We start from the raw sequence: 16,607 nt of genomic DNA on the forward strand, positions 1-16,607 counted from the left end.
GCAGGATGGGCGAAAGGGCCTGGCCCAGATAGATTCCAGAAAAGCCCATGGAGAGGGGAAAGGCCAGCAGCCACCCTACTGGCAAACGAACGACCACCGCGTCCAACAGGGCATTGACCATGGCCACATGGGCCGCGCCCACACCGATGGCAAAGGAATCCAGCGTGTACATGGCGGCATAGACCAGGCTGTTGACTCCACAGCACAAGCGCAGGTATAACACGCCCACCCGGATCATTTCCGGACTGGTGCTGTCAAACAGGCGGATGAGCGGTTCTGCCAGAAACTGGACCGTCACCACTACCGCCGCTGTGACGGCGAGGTTTAGTAGCAGACCGGACCGCACCACCTGGCGGGCCCGCCGGATCTGACCGGCTCCCACGCACTGGCCCACCATGGCGGTGATGGCCTGCCCAATGGCCCAGCAGTGCATCCCGGCAAAGGTGTTGATCTTCAGTCCCACGCCGGAGGCGGCGGCCACCGCGGTGCCGAAGGGATTGAGCATTCCCGTCACCAGCAGATAGGCCGTGTTTACCACCACCATCTGGGTTGCGGTTGGCAGGCCCACCTTCAAAATAGCCAGTAGGATTTCCCGGCGAAGTTCCATTTTTCCGTGGGAAAAACTCCATTGACGCCGCCGCAGATAGACCAGCGAACCCGCAAAGGAAATGCCTTGGGCAGTGATCGTGGCCCAGGCCGCACCGGCGGTGCCCATGGAACACGGCCCTACCAGCAGTACATCCAGCAAGACGTTGAGAATCGTGGCGGCACCTACGAAAAAGAGCGGCGTTTTAGAATCGCCCAGGCCCTTCAGAATGGAGCAGACTGTATTGTAGCCAAAGACGAATACGGTCCCCCAGCAGATGATCTCCATATAGCCGCAGGCATCCGGATAGGCCTCCGCCGGAACATCCAGCGCCCGGAACAGAGGCTCATAGAGGGCAAGACCGAGCATGGTAACTACAACGGAGGCCGCCAATGACAGGAGAAACAGCATTCCGATGGTGTCACGCTGTCCCTTTTGGTCGCCTGCCCCCTTGTACTGGGCAACCAAAACGCTCCCGCCCATGGTCAGGCCGATACAGAGGGAATTGATGATAAAACACAGCATGGAGGCATTGCTGATGGCGGCCAGGCCGATTTCGCCCACCATTTTCCCTACCACCAGCATATCCACCACATTGTAGAGGGCTTGCAGCAGGTTGGCCAGAAACAGCGGGAAGGCAAACCGGAGCAGTTTTTTCGGCACGCTCCCGGTCAATAAATCTTGTTCTTGGGTCATGTAGTATCTTCCTTTCAAAAAAACAGAGGGCAGCACAGTGCTGTGCGCCCTCTGTTCCATCGCCCCTGAAATGGGCATAACAAAAGGCCGCGGACAAAACATCGTCCGCGGCCCAAAATAAACTATCTTGCCCTGTCAGTCTGCAAAAAGGGTACAAAAACCAAAGGCAGAGATGTTCTGCCCCGGCCTCCCGGTTTTACAACTTGACAGTCCGAAAAGGCTCCGCACAATGTTTTGTGGTATCCATTTGTACGGAGCCGAAATCAATGCAGAATTTTCCGAATAACATCGTGCTCACCTCACTTTGCTATTATAAATACTATACCATGTGCCGCTGCCTGTCAATGTCCGTCATGCCGGTGAAAGCCGCCCGCTTCGTCCGCGGCGCATGTTCACAGTTTCCTTTGCAGGTACACCATGTCCACCAGCTGCACCCCGCACTCGTAGATGGGGCGGTCGTAGTGGTCGGTGAAAAAGTTTTTGACCAGATGGTGCCTGTAAAAGCCGCAGGCCTCATAAAAGGGGATGGTGGAGGGGCTGTCTCCGGTGCCCACCTGTAGCACTGCATACTGCCCCTTGTAGGTTCGGATGAGAAAGTCCACCATGGCCTTTCCGTAGCCTCTGCCCTGCGCGGCGGGCGCAACGGCTATGTTCTTCAGCTCCAGAACGCCGTTTCCCTCGTCGGTCACCACACACTCCGCCTTGACGCCGTCGTCCTCCAGCACATACATGAACCCCCGCTCCAGATAGCGGTCCACCATGTCCTCCTGTTCATCCGCCAGCAGCAGTAAACTCAAGTATTGCTTTTTGTCGGTCTCCACTTTTCTGATTTCCATAGGCACATCTTATTGTTTCAGAAGCCGCTTCAGCGCGGCGGCATCCAGCAGATTTACCGTCACGAACTTTCCCTGATAGAATACCGCCCAGTTGTTGAACACGCAGGGCAAGGCCTTGGCCTTCTCCAGAGTGTCCACCGGGATGAGGGTACAGGGCGCCTCCAGTTCTTCGCAGGTTTTGCGCACCAGCTCCACGCTCTGGTGGATGTAGGGACACTGGGAACTGTAATAGACAGTCAGCTCCTGGTTTTCGATGGCCTGCACCTTGGCGTTCTTCCCAAAGCGGGGCTTGGTCCCGTCAAAGGAGAGGGCCAGCAGCCGGTAGCCGTCCGGGGTGACATCCACCATTTCAAATCCATATTTCTCTGCAAAAGCCTGGTCTGAGAGCCAGGCCTTTTGCTTTTCGGCACCCAGCATACACACGCCGGACTTTCCCCTGGCTCTTGCGTCGGCCAAGCAGTACTCCATCAGCTGTCTGCCGTAGCCCTTGCCCTTGAACTCCCCAATGACCCATAGGCAATAGATATAGAGATAGTTATCCCCCTCCACCGGCACCCAGGCGGTCTCCAGCGGAGCATACTCGATGAACACCACACCCTTGGCATCCAGCTTGCGGAACACATGTCCCTCCCGGAGCCAGGCCCGTTTGGCCTCCACGCCGGGGTGGGGCTTTTTGCTGCGGATGATGCAGCACAGGTGCTCCTGATCCAGATTTTCTTCTGTCAGATTGAGAAACTGATCCTCCATGTCCGCTACCTCCCGGAAAATCTGCATCCATGATACCATGCCCTCCACGGCAAGACAATCCCAGATCCCACCGGCATAAGTTTTTCTCTAAAATAAACATGACAGACAGTTGTCCCGTTCCTATGATATAATGCAGACAGAAATGCGAAAAGCGGTGTACCCCATGAAGATGGAGCGGCTCATTGGCATCCTGTCCATCCTGCTCCAGCTGGAGAGGGTCACCGCTCCGGAAACCGGCGTTATATGCGTGGCTATCCATACCTTTGAATAGGCCTTTGTCCGTCTGGCACTCTTCGCCCTGATGCTGCACTGGTGGGCGTGTTCCTGACGCGGAAAAGAGCATAGGACATGTTTTGGGAGCGTGCACCACGGAGCAGGAAGAGCGGTACCATCGGACAAATATGAGCACGGAAAACCGGGCAGAGTCCGTTCCTTTCCGGTATGCTGAATCCAGAAGGACGGTGTGACCAATGGATTGGGTAACAAGCATTCATCAGGCAATCCGGTATATCGAGGAACATCTCCGGGAGGAGCTGACCATCCGGGAAATTGCGCAGCAGGCGGCCTTGTCCCCCTTCTACTTTCAGAAGGGCTTTGCCATGCTGTGCGGCATGACGGTGGGCGACTACATCCGCCAGCGCCGGCTCTCCGCCGCCGGGCTGGAGGTCCTCACGACGGACCAGAAGATCATCGACATCGCGCTGGAGTTCGGCTACGACTCGCCGGACAGCTTCACCAAGGCTTTTACCCGTTTCCATGGCCTCACACCTGCCGCACTGCGAAAAAGCGGAGGCGCGGTCCGTTCCTTTGCTCCGCTTCGGATCAAAGTGACATTGGAAGGTGGTCAAAACATGGATTGCAAGATTATGAAAAAAGAGGCGTTTACGGTGCTCTGCCGGGCAAAAACCTTCAAGTATGAGGACGCCGTGACCCAGGTTCCCCAGTTCTGGGCAGAGCACTTCGGAACGGGCGGCGGCAAGGTAGTGTGCGGCATGTACGGCATCAACCTGGACGAGAGCATGGGCGGAAATGAGTTTGAATATCTCATCGCCGACAACTACGATCCCGCCAGGGAGATTCCGGAGGGCTTTACCACCCGCACCATCCCGGCCTACACTTGGGCGGTATTTCCCTGCACTGGCCGGATGCCCCAGGCGCTCCAGGGACTGAACCAGCAAATTTTCTCCCAGTGGTTGCCCACGAACCCCGACTATAAGATCGCTGCGGGTATCAATGTGGAGCTGTACAGCGACGCCAGCAAGTTTGAGGGTGGAACCCAGGATCAGGACTACTACTGTGAGATCTGGATCCCGGTGGAGAAGAAGTAAAGTAAGGAGGCGGCTACTGTGCCTGAGATTGTGCCAAGCGCGGAGCAGATGACAATGTTAGTGGGGAAACCCTTATATGAGATCTGGACGCAGTTATGCGCCCTGATTGACGAAAAATATGACATGGAGCGCCTGTGGGGCAGCGGCGGGAAGGCATGGACCTATGAGTATAAATACCGCCGGGGCGGCAAAACCCTGTGCGCGCTTTATGCCAGAGAAAACTGCATCGGGTTTATGGTCATCTTAGGCAAGGACGACCGCTTAAAATTTGAGAATGATAGCGAGCATTACGCTCCGGAAGTGCAAACCATTTATGATGAAACGCCAACTTACCACGATGGGAAATGGCTGATGTTTGAACCAGCGGACACCTCATTGTTTAAGGATTTCCTTCGACTGCTGGCCATCAAGCGGAAACCAAACCGGAAATAGGAGCAGGCCCCCGGCGAAAAGCCGGGGGCCTGTTTCAACCTTATTTCGCCCAATGAGCCACGGCGTCCCGCAGGAAGCGGGCGCAGCCGGGCATATGCTTATCGTAGTAGGTGGTAAACCGCTCGTCCATCACATAGAGTTCCGCGATCCCCCGGTGCTTGGCAGGGTCGTACCGGTTCCCGGTGATGGTGAGCCACCGGCGGTGGAGGGCGGTGATTTCCTTGCCTTCCTCACCCTTCGGGGACAGTCCGGCTTGGACGGCAGCCTCCAGCCGCTCCTGGATCTCCCGCCCCAGCTCCGTCCACTCCTGGTACTGCGCCTGGGTCAGGTTCATCACCGCGGCGTTGGCCTCGTCCACTTCTCGGTCGCCGTACTTGGCGCGGGTCTCCGCTCCGTAAACTTTCTCATTATGGGCTATAGCCCGCTGCTTGAACGCCTCAAATTTCTGCTCGTCGCTCATGATCTCGTTCCTTTCTTCCGCTCCGATGGTGTCTTTCACCGATCGGATGAGCTGTTCCAGCCGCTCCTGCTCTGCCTCCAGTGCGGTCAGGTGGTTTCGCAGGGCAGCCAGACGGTCAAAGGAGGGATCGTCCAGACATTCCTTGATCCGAGCCAACTCCACCCCGAGAGCCCGGTAATAGAGAATGTCCTGTAGCCGGTCCACCTCCGCCCGGCCATAGTAGCGGTAGCCGCTCTCCGCCACCCGGCTGGGTTTCAGCAGGCCGATCTGGTCGTACCAGCGCAGGGTGCGGGTGGTCACCCCGGACAGGCGCGACAGTTCCTGAATGGAATACTCCATAAACATCCCTCCTTACGGATACTGTATCAGTTGACGGAGCGTCAAAGTCAAGGGGAACTTTAAAATTGGAAGGTTCTTTTCCGGTAGCTAATTTCCATATTCCAAAGCCCAAATCCGTAGTATAATGATAGCACATACATGTGCATATAAGGAGGCATTGCTATGCGCAAGAATTTTGGAGCCAAGCCCTGGACTTATCCCCAGCCGGTCTTTATCCTGGCGGCTTACGATGAAAACGGCACCCCCAACGCCATGAACGCAGCCTGGGGCGGCATCAGCGAGGACAAGGAGCTGAGTATGTGCATCAGCGAAGGCCATAAAACCACCGCCAACATTTTGGCCCGCAAGGCCTTTACCGTCAGCATGGCCACGGCGGATCAGATGGTAGCCTGCGACTATGTGGGCATTGAGTCCGGCAACAAGGTGACGGACAAGGTGGTAAAGGCCGGATGGCACACCACCAAATCGGAATTTGTGGATGCGCCCCTCATCGACGAGCTGCCCATGGCGGTGGAGTGCCGCCTGGTGAGCTACGATCCGGAGAGCTGTCGCCTGGTGGGCGAAATCGTCAATGTGAGCGCCGACGAGTCCGTGCTGGACGAGGACGGGAAGATCGACCCGGACAAGCTGCGGCCCATTACCTTTGATCCCATCCACAACGCATACCGGGTGCTGGGCGAGAAGGTGGGCAACGCTTTCAAGGACGGCGCTAAGCTGAAATAAAGACTGGATTTTATTCCAAGCATAGATGAGGGACGGAGGTACAGACTCCGTCCCTCATCTGTTTTGACGGCTCACCGCCGCCCCGTCTTCTGCCGCTTGCGGAAGTCCTCCTCAATAGCGTCTTTCCAGTGTTCGTCCAGGGGTGCGCTGCACCGGACGGCGGCCACCGCCTGGCCCACCACCTCGTAGTTGAGGCGGGTACCCTCGCTGTCGCAGTGGTAGTTCACTGCCCGGTCGGGTGCGATGCCCAGATGGCCCGCCGTCTCCACGGCGTCGATGTTGGCCCCCAGGAAGAGAAACTCCCAGCCATACTTTTCCTTCTGACGCTGGATCATCTCCTTCACCCGCCGGGCTGAATAGCGGCGGCTGGCGTTCTCCATGCCGTCGGTGGTGATGACAAAAAGGGTATGCTCCGGCACATCCTCAGGCCGGGCGTACTTATGGATGTTCCCAATGTGGTGGATGGCTCCGCCGATGGCGTCCAGCAGGGCGGTGCAGCCCCGGACATAGTACTCTTTTTCGGTGATAGGGTGAACCTCGCCCAACTTCACCCGGTCGTGGAGCACCTCGGCCCGGTCATCGAAGAGAACAGTGGAGACAAAGGCCTCGCCCGGCTCCTTCTTCTGCTTTTCGATCATGGCGTTGAAGCCGCCAATGGTGTCGCCCTCCAGTCCCTGCATGGAGCCGCTGCGGTCCAGAATGAACACCAGTTCCGTCAAATTCTTCTTCATAAAAAATCCCCCTATGCTGTGTTGTTTGATTTACAAGCACAGTATAGGGGAATTTTGATTTGGATAGGTCGCCCGGCGGGCGACAAATTGCTATGCTTCAAACAGGGTGATCTGCGTGCCGTTCTCCTCCAGGAGCCGGAGCAGGTCCTGGGTTTTGAGCCATACGGTGGCGGTATTGTCATTGGGGTGTACACCGATCAGGCCGGAGCTCTCCAGAAAGGACTTATCCAGCCAGAAGGTTACCTTGTGTTCCCGGTCATTGAGCAGGCCCAGAGGTGTCACCGCGCCGGGGATCAGGCCAAGCATATCCATCAGATCCTGATCCGAGGCAAAGGTAAGCGGCCGGGTGTCGTTCTGCTGCCGGAAGGCTTTCAGGTCGACTCGCTTGTTCCCCTTGACCGTAATGAGATAGTAATTACGCTTTTTGTCATCCCGAATGAAGAGGTTCTTGGCGTTGGCCTCCGGGTAGGGCAGGTGGATCTCCGCCACCTCCGCCATGTTGAAAACGGCTTTATGCTCCGTCACCTCATGCCAGATGTTTCTGGCGCTGAGGAGGGCGTAAATCTCCTGCTTGTTCATATCTGTTGTCCTCCTGTGGTACAACCCGGTCTTTCATCAACGGGAGTTCTTCTGTGCAGGGTTAAAGGAGATCCACTGGATTGCACAGGCCCTTCCAGGTCTGAGCGACCTTATGATGTATATGCTCTAAGGCAGAAAACTGCGTCTGATGTGCAAATATAAAATAATAGCGATTTGTGTAGCGAGGATATTCCAAAAGCAAGGTGTGGTCAGCATGCAGGAAGGAGTTCTGAAAGCCCAGCACGCTTTGAATGCACATTTCCTTTTTGGTCATCTGCGGACGGTGCTGATAGAGAATCACGCTTTGCCCTCGGTCATAGTAGTCCTTGACCTCCTGCCAGGTGGTATGCTTTTCCTTAGCTGACCTGCGTTCATGCATCTTTGCGGTCTCCAGGCCATTATCGGGATCAAGGAAAACAATGTCTGTACCAATAGTACTGGCCAGGGCCGCTTGATGCCAATGTGAACGGTTCGCTGGAACCAAGGCATCTGAGAAAAAGGCTGCTGTAAGCACACCACTTGCTTCCATTTCTTCGATACTGCGCTTTTGCCGGTGTACAATATCGGCTAAACAGTCGAACAGTTCAGGATCATAATGTCTGTATATTTCCGGCTTGTCCAGGTACGAAGTGTATTTCCCATCCTCTTGCTTACCCGGACGAGTGGGAATCACCCGATACCAGTTGACTGCCAGTCGAAGACCAGTAGCGGTCACATTCCGCAAAAGGCCGTACTTTCCGTAATCTCCAATATCTCCAACATAGTTATCCTGCATGCGGTCATCCTCCCAGCAGGCTCTGGTCAAAGGCGAACAGCGCCTCGTTGATTTCGAAGATGTTGTAGTTCCGGTGGGCGATGAAATACTCCACGATAATATCGAACTTGCTGGCGTGAGAAAAGGCAAAGCCCGCTTTCCCCAGCATCTCCCGAGCTTCCTCCAGCGGCAGTTCCAAGGCAATGGCAAAGGCCATGGCGGTGGGCTTGGAGGGCTTGTAGTGGACATCTGAGCGGATCTTGGAGAACAGCTTACGGTCAATATTAGCCTTTTTGTAACACTGGGCGTCAGTCATGCCACATTCGTCGATCTTCCGCAACAGCATCTGAGAAAAACTTTCATCCAGTTTGCTGAGGGCCTCGTCCAGACCGAAGGGCGCCATAGCACAGGGGGCAGGCATGCACTCCGATTCCTCTATGGGCATGGAGGCCATAGCCATCCGGCGGCGTTGGGTCTCCCGGCTGTCGGTGTGGGCATCCACATAGCGGTCATCAATGTAGGCGGCAATGTCAGAAAAGAGCTTCCCACTGATGGTATAGGCGGTCCGGTCGAAGATGACCAGATACACCGTCATGTCGTGGGCCAGAAGGAAATCCCCGATGGTATCCACCGCAACCTTCAGGGCCTGATCCTTAGGGTAGCCATACACCCCGGAGGAGATCAGGGGGAACGCCACCGTTTCACACTGATGGGCCAGGGCCACTTCCAGAGAGGAGCGGTAGGCAGAGACCAACAGTTCACGTTCACTGTGGCTACCGCCCTGCCAGATGGGACCGACGGTGTGAATAACAAACTTTGCCGGTAAGCGGTAGCCCTTCGTGATCTTGGCCTGTCCGGTCTTGCAGCCTCCCAGGGTGCGGCACTCGGCCAGCAGCTCCAGTCCGGCGGCACGGTGGATGGCGCCGTCTACACCTCCGCCGCCCAGCAGACTCTCCTTGGCAGCGTTGACGATGGCGTCCACCTTCATGGTAGTAATATCATTTCGAACGATATGCAGGGGCATGACGACACCTCCTCACTTGATAGGGTCATCATACCATAAGCGGGACGGTCTGGCAATCGAGCAGAGGATGGGGAGCGGTTTTCTGGATGCCCAGCATCTTTTGGATCATCTCAAAGTGCTTGGCCACTGTGTGCCGAGTCACCTTAGCCCCCTTGGCGATTGTGCTGTAATTCGTCTCGTCAGGGTAAATTTTCATATACTCCCAGATCTGCCGCTGCTTCTTGGTAAGTTTCTCAGGCGATGGGATCCCTCGCAGCCGATCCAGGATTGCCTTCCGCTCGGCGTTCAATTGCTGGATGAGCACTTTCAGTTTCTCCTCACATTCCTCACGGGTATGGGCGTAGACACATTTGGAGTGCTTCGTGCCGTCCGGCCAGGTGGGCGAGTAGCGACCCTCAAAGAGGTGGTCGTTAATCTCAGTAATGCAGCCGGTTCCAGGCTTTCGGGTGCGCCGCATGACCGGCTGGAAGTCAGTGAGCGGATTTTCCTTAGCAGAGTCCTCTGCCACTTCATTGCCCAGGCCACGGTCGATCTTGGCAGCAGCTTCACTCAACATGTCGCTGGTAATGTGGGTATAGATATCCAGCGTTGTCGCAGCCGACACATGGCCCAGCATGGCAGAGAGTGTCTTGATGTCCATGCCGTTCTCCAGCGCCATGGTGGCAAAGGTATGACGCAGATCGTGAAATCTGATTTGCTTGCACCCGGCCCGCTCCAGAATGATATGGAGCCGACGGAGCATGGAACCAGGTGTCAGCGGCATATCCAAATTCTTCGGAGAGGGGAACAGCCACCGGGACTTTGCTGCCTTTCGGTATTCCCGGAACACCTCCACCACAGCGGGCGGCAACACCAACTTGCGGATAGAGGCTTTTGTCTTTGGGACACTCAACTGCATCTTTCCATTTACCTCATAGACCTGTTTGGTCACGGACAGCGTTCCGGTATCCAGATCCAGGTCGGACCATTGGAGGGCCAGCAGTTCGCCCCGGCGAAGGCCAGTGGATAAGTCCAGCAGGAACAGTTCAAAGTAGCCATCGGCCTTGGCCTGAATGAGAAATCGCTGGAGTTCCTGGCGTGACAGCACCTGCATCTCCGGGCTCCGCTTGGGCGGTAGCTTACAACCTACCGCAGGATTGGTCCGGATCAGGTTCTCTTGCACCGCCTGATCCAGCGCTGCCCGACATTTGGCGTGACACATTCGCACCATCCGATCGGACAGGCCCTTCCCAAATTGTTCTGTGCGGACGAGCCGTCCCTCCTTTTTCAGGTGAGCGTAGAATTGCTGGAGGTCCTTCTGGGTCAACTGGCACAGCGGAATCTTGCCCAGCTGGGGGATGATATGCTGATAGATGGTACTCTCATAAGTGTTCTGCGTGGCGGGACGGAGACCGGACTTGATGTAGGTCTGATACCAGAAGTCCATCCACTCCCCGAAGGGCATATCGGCGCAGATCTTTTCGGACTTGGCGCTGCCCACTGTCTCCATCAGCTTGGTCAGCTTTTCCTGGCACTCGTGCTTGGTCTTGGCCAGCACATTTTTCGTTTTGGGCAGGCCCTTGTCGTCATAGCCCACCACAGCCCGGCCTTCCCAGCGGCCATCTTTACGCTGCCTTATGGTGCCCGTTCCGCTTTTTCGTTTCCTTGCCATGGGTTCAACTCCTCTCCCAATAGATTTTTCAGAAAGCCGCCAACTACATCGCTGGCGGCTCTCTGCATGTCCGGCGTCACATGGGTATAGGTATCAAGCGTGAACGATGCATTGGTGTGTCCCAGGATGCCGGAGAGAGTCTTGGCATCCACACCACTGGCCAGGGCGTGAGTGGCGAAGGTGTGGCGTAAATCATGGAACCTGATGTGAGGCAGTCCCGCCTCTTTCAGCAGTACCTTCATCCAGTAGTAGGCAGCGCTGGGGCGCACCGGCTTCTCTGGAGCCAGCGGTTCCGGGAAGATCCATTGACTGACTGCGTGTTTTTTCCTCTCCTTTAATCGCTGGACAGTACTGGGGGGCAGACGGATGGTGCGTCTGCCCCGCTCAGTCTTGGTCTCGCCGATCTCCATTTCACCCCGCTTAGGTACATTCACCGAGCGGAGGATTTTCAGCGTCCCGGCGTTCTCGTCGAAGTCCCTCCACATGAGACCGCAGATCTCACCTCGACGCAGGCCAGTGGTCAACTCCGTGTAGAAGAAGTCCCGCCAGATTTCGTTCTTGTCCACTGCCGCCAGGAAGGCGTCCATCTGCTCTCGGTCGAGAACCTGCTTCGGTTTGTAGTTGCTCTTGGGCAGCTTGACGCCGTCCGTTGGGTTATAGGGGACGATGTGATCCCGCTCCGCATCTTTGAGGCAGCGGTGGAGCATGGCGTGGATGCGGAGTACCATGCTGTCCGACAGTTCGTGCCCGTACTCCGGGTGGTCGTGGACGCGGCCCTCTTTCTTCAGCTTCCGGTACAGCTTTTGAATGTCCAGCCGTGTGACCCGGGAGACGATCTTGCCGCCGAGATACGGCTTCACATAGCACCGGATGTACTGCTCGTAGCTACGCAGAGTGTTGGGCCGCAGGGTGACGGCACCGTACTCCTCCATCCAGCGATCCAGCCACTCGCCCAGAGTCATGCGGCTGTCCCCTGTGAGCTGTGCGTCCTGATAGATATCCATGTCACGGTGAAGCTTAGCCAGCAACTCTTTCTGAGTTTTGGCCAGCACATATCGGAAGATGGGCTCACCGTTTTCCTTGTGGCCCACTACGATGCGGCCTTCCCAACGCCCGTCTTCCCGTTTGCGTACCATGCCATCTCCTGATGGTCGTCTCTTTGCCAAGTTGTTTCACCTCCAATCGTTCCGTTTCATTTGTTGTGCGGTTACTGTGTAGCCTATTTCACAGGAGGATACTTGTAAGGCTCCGCCACATACTGGTAGAGCACAGCGCCGCAGCGGCGGCAGATCAGATACCGCAGCCGGTTGCCCAGCATTCCGTGTTTTTTGAATGTGACCAGCGCTTCGCCGTGCTGCCAGCCAAGACCGATGTCCTCGCACCCACAGTACTGGCACCGCTGAATGGGAAGTTGATTTGTCATCTTAATCCCTCCTCCTGTTCCATTCTGCGGCAGACGCGCTCTGTTTCCTCCTCGTCGAAGGAGTACAGACCGTCTGCCTCCAGCTCTTTGCTCAGTCCCCAAGCCAGTTTGAACCCGGCGGTGAAACTGGCCAGAGAGATTTCTTCTTTCAACAGATTCTGACTGTCCACCAGATGCATGAGCCTGCGACGCTGCATCTTATCCAGGCAGTCCCGCACTTCCTGGCGGGTGTTCTCGATGTCTTCTTCCAACTCTGACACATCTGGTTCCCGGAAGAACCTCTGGTGCAGTGCTCTCATGTAGTCGTTCATTGCGCGTCGCCTCCTATCAGCAACACACAATACCCGAACTGTTTCCCAATATCCACCCCTTATTTGAAACTTTTTCAGAAAGATTTCTGGGGTGTGGAGAGGTTTTTATCTTTGTTTTTGCATGTCAAATTTTAATACGCCTACATCCCGCCCATGGTCATGCCGCCCATGTTCTGCTCCTCCTCATAGTCATCCGGCTTGTGGCCCATGGCGATCTTCTTCTGACGGATCTTCTGGCGCAGTTTGCGATCCGCTCTGTGGCTGCCCGGCGGGCAGGGCGGAATGGAGTTGTCCTGAAAGATCCGGCCCATGTGGTGGAGCAGCTTGGTGGCAGAGAGGAGCACATTGGGGCTGCGGTTGTCATTGAAGTGATCCAGGAAGAACTGGGCATACTCATTTCCTTGTGATGCGGATTCCCAGAACCAGCTGTATGCCTGTTCTCTGTCCTGGCTCACATCCTCGCTGGTGAGGTACAACTTACCAAGGGCATACTGAGCATATTCGTTACCTTGTTCCGCAGAAGTTCTTAGATACTCCACCGCCTTGACCGTATTCTTTGGGACATCCTTTCCCTCCAGATACAGTTTCCCCAGCCGGTAGGCGGCGTAGGAATTGCCCTGCGCCACCGCTTTCTCATACCAGGACACCGCTTCCTCCATCCGCTTTTGGCTTTGCAGCAGTTTACCAAGAGCGTACTGTGAGAAGTCATGACCGGCCTGAGCGGCACGGCGAAACCACAGCTCCGCCTGTTCGTCATCCGGCAGCACACCCATGCCATCCCGCAAACACTTGCCCAGCAAGTGAGCTGCCACGGTGAAGCCGGCGTCCCAGAGTTGCTCCAGGACTTGCACCTGTTCCGCTTTTTCTTCCTCTGTATTTTCATATACCGAGAGGATTTCTTTCGCGTTCTGGTAGGCCTCTGCCATCTGCCAGCGGGAGTTCCAAGCGTAGTACACCTCCTCCTGATCCTCATCCACTTCATCTTTCATGGTCGTATCTTCGAATGTGAAGGTACCCAAGCGCAGTTCCTCTGCCTCCCGTATGACCATGTTCTTGATGGCCTTGAATTCTTGTTGCTGTGACAATGGTTTGTGTTCTCTTGGCGTGTCTTTGTAGTACCGCTCCAGTTCATCCCGCATTCGGTTCCATTGTTCATAGCACTCCGCCACCTCTGGGAGCTTGGCCAGCTCATCCACGACGGCGTCCACCTGGGCCTTGACTGGCTTTTTCAGATAGCCGTATACCTTCTTGCCCTTGACTTCAGATAACATTTCGGCCAGCGTTTCCATCTGACTGGCGATGATAGGACTGTCGCAGAGTCCAGACTTCATCTCCCGGATGAGACGGCCCATAGCTTCCATAGCCGCGTCCCGTACCTGCTGATAGGACAGATCCTTCTCCTGATAAAGAGACAGCAGTTCGTCCTGGAAGATATCGTTGGACAGCTGGGAGCGCATCTGCTCAATACCTTTCTCAGTCAGATAACCCTGCGTAGGTTCGGCAGACCAGGCCATCATGTGGATGTGTGGGTGGTGCTTTTCATCGTGGAAGGCAGCGCACCACCGAAAGTTGCCGGGCGGAATTTTCATCGCTGTCGCCAGTTCTGCCTGATGGGCCAGCAATAATCTGCGCCAACTCTCTCCGTTTTCGTAGCCCAGCCGTGCGGCATCCTCCCGTTTCAGGGAGTAGGTGAAGGTCCACACCGGACCGGCGTGTGCGTTGATCTCCTCCATGGTTTGCTCCAGATCAGCAGCACCGTCCGCAGAGAACAAACCGTGAGAGCGGGGACGCTCCGCAATGTACTCCAAGTAACCACCGCCTGCCGTGGGTTCCATCAGTTCCACGCCATCTCGGGTGGCGATGTACTCGGCGTAGTGTCCGCCGCCGCTTCCCGGCTTAATGTAGCCGGACTTTTGAATGAGACCCTTCATTCTTCAATCCTCTTCTGAAACCGGAACGCATCCTGGAAATCAATTTCCCCGTTGGTCTCTTTCACATTTTTCACGCAGCGCACCCGAAGTTTTTGCAGTGTATCCAGGCCGACATTGATATCGCTGGCAAGCAGATTCGCCATCACATCCTGGTCCACTGCCTGTTTGAAGAGCAGATGCCCCATGCGTTTTCCGAAGGCACCCAGCTTTCCCTCCAGCACATCTGAGAGGACACGAGGCAGATACTCCTCCGCGTGTTCCGTGTCCAGGTAGCCGGAATAGAACTGGATCGCCTTTTCGATGTACTCATTTTTGGTGGAGCAGTTGTCCGCCTGGTAGTGATGTTCCACATCGGCCCAGGCCGATTCGCTCAGCCACACCGAGTGTTTCTTCTTTACCTCTTTCATCTCCAAAATCGCCTCCTTTTCTCATCAGCGCCGCCTGAAATCCCGCAACGGCGGGGATTCAGGCGCTTTTTTACAAGAACAGCGCCAATCCCAAAGCCTGCTGGCCGAAACAGCGCCAACTCCAAATACCCGAAACCGCCCGCACTGCGGGTCGTTGTGACTGCCCGGGCGCACAAAAGCGCCAGGGCTTTCTCCTGCTCCTCGTCCCCCGTGGCCCCCGTCCCGAAGCCTTGCCCAAAATCGGGCCAAATCCGCATTGAAAGCCACAGGTGGGGCAGGGGCTTGCCCTGCCCCGAAGGAGGGCACACAGCGCCTCACAGGCCGCTGCAAAGGGGGATTCCTCTGCCGCAGGGGATAGCGCACTGAGGCTGGAAAATCCGGAAGTATTCCGCTGGGCCGGACACCAGATGCTGGCGCATCATCTCGCCGCATTGAAGCAGTCGGTACACAGTAATTTGATTGCAGAATTCAAATTCTGCACAGCGCTCTTTCGCAAATGCTCTCTGCTCATCCGTGAGGCTGCCGCGGTTCTCATCGCAGAGGAACAGTGCCACAGCATCTTCGTCGATGGGCTCACTATGACTGGCGTTCCACTTGCTGGTGATGTACTTTCGCTTGTCCACCATAGCCATGGCGCACAGATTGGGATCTTCTTGTATGATACGGCCCAGTTCCTGCATCAGCATCCGGATGCACACTCCTTTCTCTCCAGCGCGGCCAGGCGCTGCTTTGCCTTGTGCTGTTCCAGTGCCAGGTCGGCCATATCCATCTGCCGCTCATAGTACTGATCGATGGCCAACTGGATAGGCAGGATATGATAGAGCAGACGGCCGTTGCGCTTGCGACCATCTTTGGTGGTAACGGTCGTGCGCTCGGTGCGGATGAGCGACCGCTCCTCCAGTTCCGCCACATACTTGCGTACCGTGGTCACGCACATGCCCACGCCCTCGCCGATCTCCCGGTAGCTGAGCAGGCACTGATAGGTCTTGCGATCCTCCCGGCGGAGCAGGAAACTGTACACCGAGATTGCGCCGCGGGACAGCCCCAGATCGTAGATCTCGTTGGGCAGTGGGAAATAGTTTTTGATGGGATCCCGCTTGGTCCAGCTCTGCTTTCTCATTTCGCACCTCCGGACTGTTCTTCCACCCACCGAATGAACTTTTCTTTCGGTACCACCATGCGGCTGCCCACACGGAGTGTCGGGAAACCGGGTTCGTGCATTACCTCGTAGGCGGTGGAGATGGACACGCCCAGCACCTGTGCCACCAGTTTTGCATTGAGAAACAGCGGCAGGTCGCCGTAGCTTTTACAGACTGACATCTTCATTTCAATACCTCCGATCATTTTCGAATACAGAGAAAAATTGTTCTTGCGTTTCGGAGGTCTCTCTGATAAACTGAACACAGATTGGGCTGTGTTTTCCGAAACGCAGCGGACCGTTGAACTGTTGCAGCAGTTCAGCGGTCTTTTTTTATGGTGACTGTCTCTTGCATGTGTCTGGCCATCACCATACCCGTTCCTGCCCTGCGGCCTTGTTTGACACACACGGCGTTTGCTTCCCCTTGGTACGCTCGGCTGCTTCGCCCACAACAGCGTCATGGCAATACTTCTCCGGGGAGTATCATCTATGGTGATGGGTATTCTGTTTT

At 56.0% G+C, this 16,607-nt stretch carries 21 protein-coding genes; 4 read left to right on the plus strand and 17 right to left on the minus strand.

What is annotated here, in order from left to right; genetic code table 11:
- From HMPREF0372_RS11695 to HMPREF0372_RS11705, 3 genes are all read right to left on the minus strand, one after another.
- Positions 1-1,282: MATE family efflux transporter (locus tag HMPREF0372_RS11695; RefSeq protein WP_230979289.1), on the minus strand; the 1,282-nt coding region annotated here is incomplete at its 3' end.
- A 392-nt stretch (positions 1,283-1,674) separates the two neighbouring features.
- Positions 1,675-2,118, minus strand: a complete 444-nt coding sequence (locus HMPREF0372_RS11700; protein ID WP_007492605.1) for a GNAT family N-acetyltransferase — start codon at positions 2,116-2,118, stop codon at positions 1,675-1,677.
- 9 nt (positions 2,119-2,127) lie between these two features.
- The gene (locus HMPREF0372_RS11705; protein ID WP_039997385.1) at positions 2,128-2,865 is read right to left on the minus strand and encodes a GNAT family N-acetyltransferase; all 738 of its coding nucleotides are present in this window, start codon (positions 2,863-2,865) and stop codon (positions 2,128-2,130) included.
- A gap of 142 nt (positions 2,866-3,007) precedes the next feature.
- Between HMPREF0372_RS11705 and HMPREF0372_RS21075 the strand changes: the two genes are divergently transcribed.
- The 3 genes from HMPREF0372_RS21075 (at position 3,008) to HMPREF0372_RS11715 (ending at position 4,625) form a co-directional block, all read left to right on the plus strand.
- The gene (locus tag HMPREF0372_RS21075) at positions 3,008-3,136 is read left to right on the plus strand and encodes a hypothetical protein (RefSeq protein WP_256274047.1); all 129 of its coding nucleotides are present in this window, start codon (positions 3,008-3,010) and stop codon (positions 3,134-3,136) included.
- A gap of 199 nt (positions 3,137-3,335) precedes the next feature.
- Positions 3,336-4,193 (plus strand): AraC family transcriptional regulator, encoded by an 858-nt coding sequence (locus tag HMPREF0372_RS11710; RefSeq protein WP_007492611.1) that lies wholly within the window; start codon positions 3,336-3,338, stop codon positions 4,191-4,193.
- 18 nt (positions 4,194-4,211) lie between these two features.
- A complete protein-coding gene (locus tag HMPREF0372_RS11715; protein WP_039997372.1) occupies positions 4,212-4,625 on the plus strand; it encodes a DUF3788 domain-containing protein in 414 nt (137 codons plus the stop codon).
- 40 nt (positions 4,626-4,665) lie between these two features.
- Here the strand turns inward: HMPREF0372_RS11715 and HMPREF0372_RS11720 are convergent, their stop codons facing one another.
- Positions 4,666-5,424, minus strand: a complete 759-nt coding sequence (locus HMPREF0372_RS11720; protein WP_039997373.1) for a MerR family transcriptional regulator — start codon at positions 5,422-5,424, stop codon at positions 4,666-4,668.
- Positions 5,425-5,586: 162 nt separating this feature from the next.
- On the opposite strand from HMPREF0372_RS11720, the gene HMPREF0372_RS11725 reads away from it, so the two are divergent.
- Positions 5,587-6,147, plus strand: a complete 561-nt coding sequence (locus tag HMPREF0372_RS11725) for a flavin reductase family protein (protein WP_007492618.1) — start codon at positions 5,587-5,589, stop codon at positions 6,145-6,147.
- A gap of 71 nt (positions 6,148-6,218) precedes the next feature.
- Here HMPREF0372_RS11725 and HMPREF0372_RS11730 read toward each other — a convergent pair whose 3' ends face one another.
- The 13 genes from HMPREF0372_RS11730 to HMPREF0372_RS11790 all read right to left on the minus strand — a co-directional run bounded on the left by HMPREF0372_RS11730 (position 6,219) and on the right by HMPREF0372_RS11790 (position 16,284).
- On the minus strand, positions 6,219-6,878 hold the full coding sequence (locus HMPREF0372_RS11730; protein WP_007492620.1) for a vWA domain-containing protein: 660 nt from the start codon (positions 6,876-6,878) through the stop codon (positions 6,219-6,221).
- Between the two features lie 90 nt (positions 6,879-6,968).
- Positions 6,969-7,457 (minus strand): prolyl-tRNA synthetase associated domain-containing protein, encoded by a 489-nt coding sequence (locus tag HMPREF0372_RS11735; protein WP_007492622.1) that lies wholly within the window; start codon positions 7,455-7,457, stop codon positions 6,969-6,971.
- Between the two features lie 61 nt (positions 7,458-7,518).
- Positions 7,519-8,232 carry a hypothetical protein gene (locus HMPREF0372_RS11740; protein ID WP_007492624.1) on the minus strand — a complete coding sequence of 238 codons (714 nt, stop codon included), beginning with the start codon at positions 8,230-8,232 and terminating at the stop codon, positions 7,519-7,521.
- 4 nt (positions 8,233-8,236) lie between these two features.
- Positions 8,237-9,235 carry an O-acetyl-ADP-ribose deacetylase gene (locus HMPREF0372_RS11745; protein ID WP_007492625.1) on the minus strand — a complete coding sequence of 333 codons (999 nt, stop codon included), beginning with the start codon at positions 9,233-9,235 and terminating at the stop codon, positions 8,237-8,239.
- A 28-nt stretch (positions 9,236-9,263) separates the two neighbouring features.
- Entirely contained in the window at positions 9,264-10,886 is a 1,623-nt protein-coding gene (locus HMPREF0372_RS11750) for a tyrosine-type recombinase/integrase (protein WP_039997375.1), read from the minus strand.
- Positions 10,850-12,052: a tyrosine-type recombinase/integrase gene (locus HMPREF0372_RS11755; protein WP_039997377.1), complete on the minus strand. Its 1,203-nt coding sequence runs from the start codon at positions 12,050-12,052 to the stop codon at positions 10,850-10,852. The genes HMPREF0372_RS11750 and HMPREF0372_RS11755 overlap by 37 nt, the downstream gene beginning before the upstream one ends.
- Positions 12,053-12,105: 53 nt before the next feature.
- Positions 12,106-12,309 carry a hypothetical protein gene (locus HMPREF0372_RS11760; RefSeq protein WP_007492631.1) on the minus strand — a complete coding sequence of 68 codons (204 nt, stop codon included), beginning with the start codon at positions 12,307-12,309 and terminating at the stop codon, positions 12,106-12,108.
- Positions 12,306-12,620: a hypothetical protein gene (locus HMPREF0372_RS11765; RefSeq protein WP_007492633.1), complete on the minus strand. Its 315-nt coding sequence runs from the start codon at positions 12,618-12,620 to the stop codon at positions 12,306-12,308. The genes HMPREF0372_RS11760 and HMPREF0372_RS11765 overlap by 4 nt, the downstream gene beginning before the upstream one ends.
- A 140-nt stretch (positions 12,621-12,760) precedes the next feature.
- On the minus strand, positions 12,761-14,551 hold the full coding sequence (gene mobP3, locus HMPREF0372_RS11770; protein WP_007492635.1) for a MobP3 family relaxase: 1,791 nt from the start codon (positions 14,549-14,551) through the stop codon (positions 12,761-12,763).
- Entirely contained in the window at positions 14,548-14,958 is a 411-nt protein-coding gene (locus tag HMPREF0372_RS11775; protein ID WP_007492637.1) for a hypothetical protein, read from the minus strand. The genes mobP3 and HMPREF0372_RS11775 overlap by 4 nt, the downstream gene beginning before the upstream one ends.
- Before the next feature lie 314 nt (positions 14,959-15,272).
- Positions 15,273-15,644: a hypothetical protein gene (locus HMPREF0372_RS11780; protein ID WP_007492640.1), complete on the minus strand. Its 372-nt coding sequence runs from the start codon at positions 15,642-15,644 to the stop codon at positions 15,273-15,275.
- Positions 15,638-16,078: a helix-turn-helix domain-containing protein gene (locus HMPREF0372_RS11785; protein ID WP_007492642.1), complete on the minus strand. Its 441-nt coding sequence runs from the start codon at positions 16,076-16,078 to the stop codon at positions 15,638-15,640. The genes HMPREF0372_RS11780 and HMPREF0372_RS11785 overlap by 7 nt, the downstream gene beginning before the upstream one ends.
- Positions 16,075-16,284, minus strand: coding sequence for a helix-turn-helix domain-containing protein (locus HMPREF0372_RS11790; RefSeq protein ID WP_039997380.1), 210 nt, complete (start codon positions 16,282-16,284; stop codon positions 16,075-16,077). Before HMPREF0372_RS11790 ends, HMPREF0372_RS11785 begins: the two co-directional genes overlap by 4 nt.
- Positions 16,285-16,607 lie beyond the last annotated feature (323 nt).

Source organism: Flavonifractor plautii ATCC 29863 (genome assembly GCF_000239295.1).
Classification (GTDB): domain Bacteria; phylum Bacillota; class Clostridia; order Oscillospirales; family Oscillospiraceae; genus Flavonifractor; species Flavonifractor plautii.

What these genes read in the sequence shown, in the direction of transcription:
- HMPREF0372_RS11780 (WP_007492640.1), bottom strand. Translation starts at nt 15,644, where the DNA reads ATGCTGATGCAGGAACTGGGCCGTATCATACAAGAAGATCCCAATCTG.
- HMPREF0372_RS11740 (WP_007492624.1), bottom strand. Translation starts at nt 8,232, where the DNA reads ATGCAGGATAACTATGTTGGAGATATTGGAGATTACGGAAAGTACGGC.
- HMPREF0372_RS11775 (WP_007492637.1), bottom strand. Translation starts at nt 14,958, where the DNA reads ATGAAAGAGGTAAAGAAGAAACACTCGGTGTGGCTGAGCGAATCGGCC.
- HMPREF0372_RS11745 (WP_007492625.1), bottom strand. Translation starts at nt 9,235, where the DNA reads ATGCCCCTGCATATCGTTCGAAATGATATTACTACCATGAAGGTGGAC.
- HMPREF0372_RS11700 (WP_007492605.1), bottom strand. Translation starts at nt 2,118, where the DNA reads ATGGAAATCAGAAAAGTGGAGACCGACAAAAAGCAATACTTGAGTTTA.
- HMPREF0372_RS11730 (WP_007492620.1), bottom strand. Translation starts at nt 6,878, where the DNA reads ATGAAGAAGAATTTGACGGAACTGGTGTTCATTCTGGACCGCAGCGGC.
- HMPREF0372_RS11790 (WP_039997380.1), bottom strand. Translation starts at nt 16,284, where the DNA reads ATGAAGATGTCAGTCTGTAAAAGCTACGGCGACCTGCCGCTGTTTCTC.
- HMPREF0372_RS11735 (WP_007492622.1), bottom strand. Translation starts at nt 7,457, where the DNA reads ATGAACAAGCAGGAGATTTACGCCCTCCTCAGCGCCAGAAACATCTGG.
- HMPREF0372_RS11720 (WP_039997373.1), bottom strand. Translation starts at nt 5,424, where the DNA reads ATGGAGTATTCCATTCAGGAACTGTCGCGCCTGTCCGGGGTGACCACC.
- HMPREF0372_RS11725 (WP_007492618.1), top strand. Translation starts at nt 5,587, where the DNA reads ATGCGCAAGAATTTTGGAGCCAAGCCCTGGACTTATCCCCAGCCGGTC.
- HMPREF0372_RS11765 (WP_007492633.1), bottom strand. Translation starts at nt 12,620, where the DNA reads ATGAACGACTACATGAGAGCACTGCACCAGAGGTTCTTCCGGGAACCA.
- HMPREF0372_RS11705 (WP_039997385.1), bottom strand. Translation starts at nt 2,865, where the DNA reads ATGGAGGATCAGTTTCTCAATCTGACAGAAGAAAATCTGGATCAGGAG.
- HMPREF0372_RS11710 (WP_007492611.1), top strand. Translation starts at nt 3,336, where the DNA reads ATGGATTGGGTAACAAGCATTCATCAGGCAATCCGGTATATCGAGGAA.
- mobP3 (WP_007492635.1), bottom strand. Translation starts at nt 14,551, where the DNA reads ATGAAGGGTCTCATTCAAAAGTCCGGCTACATTAAGCCGGGAAGCGGC.
- HMPREF0372_RS11785 (WP_007492642.1), bottom strand. Translation starts at nt 16,078, where the DNA reads ATGAGAAAGCAGAGCTGGACCAAGCGGGATCCCATCAAAAACTATTTC.
- HMPREF0372_RS11750 (WP_039997375.1), bottom strand. Translation starts at nt 10,886, where the DNA reads ATGGCAAGGAAACGAAAAAGCGGAACGGGCACCATAAGGCAGCGTAAA.
- HMPREF0372_RS11760 (WP_007492631.1), bottom strand. Translation starts at nt 12,309, where the DNA reads ATGACAAATCAACTTCCCATTCAGCGGTGCCAGTACTGTGGGTGCGAG.
- HMPREF0372_RS21075 (WP_256274047.1), top strand. Translation starts at nt 3,008, where the DNA reads ATGCGAAAAGCGGTGTACCCCATGAAGATGGAGCGGCTCATTGGCATC.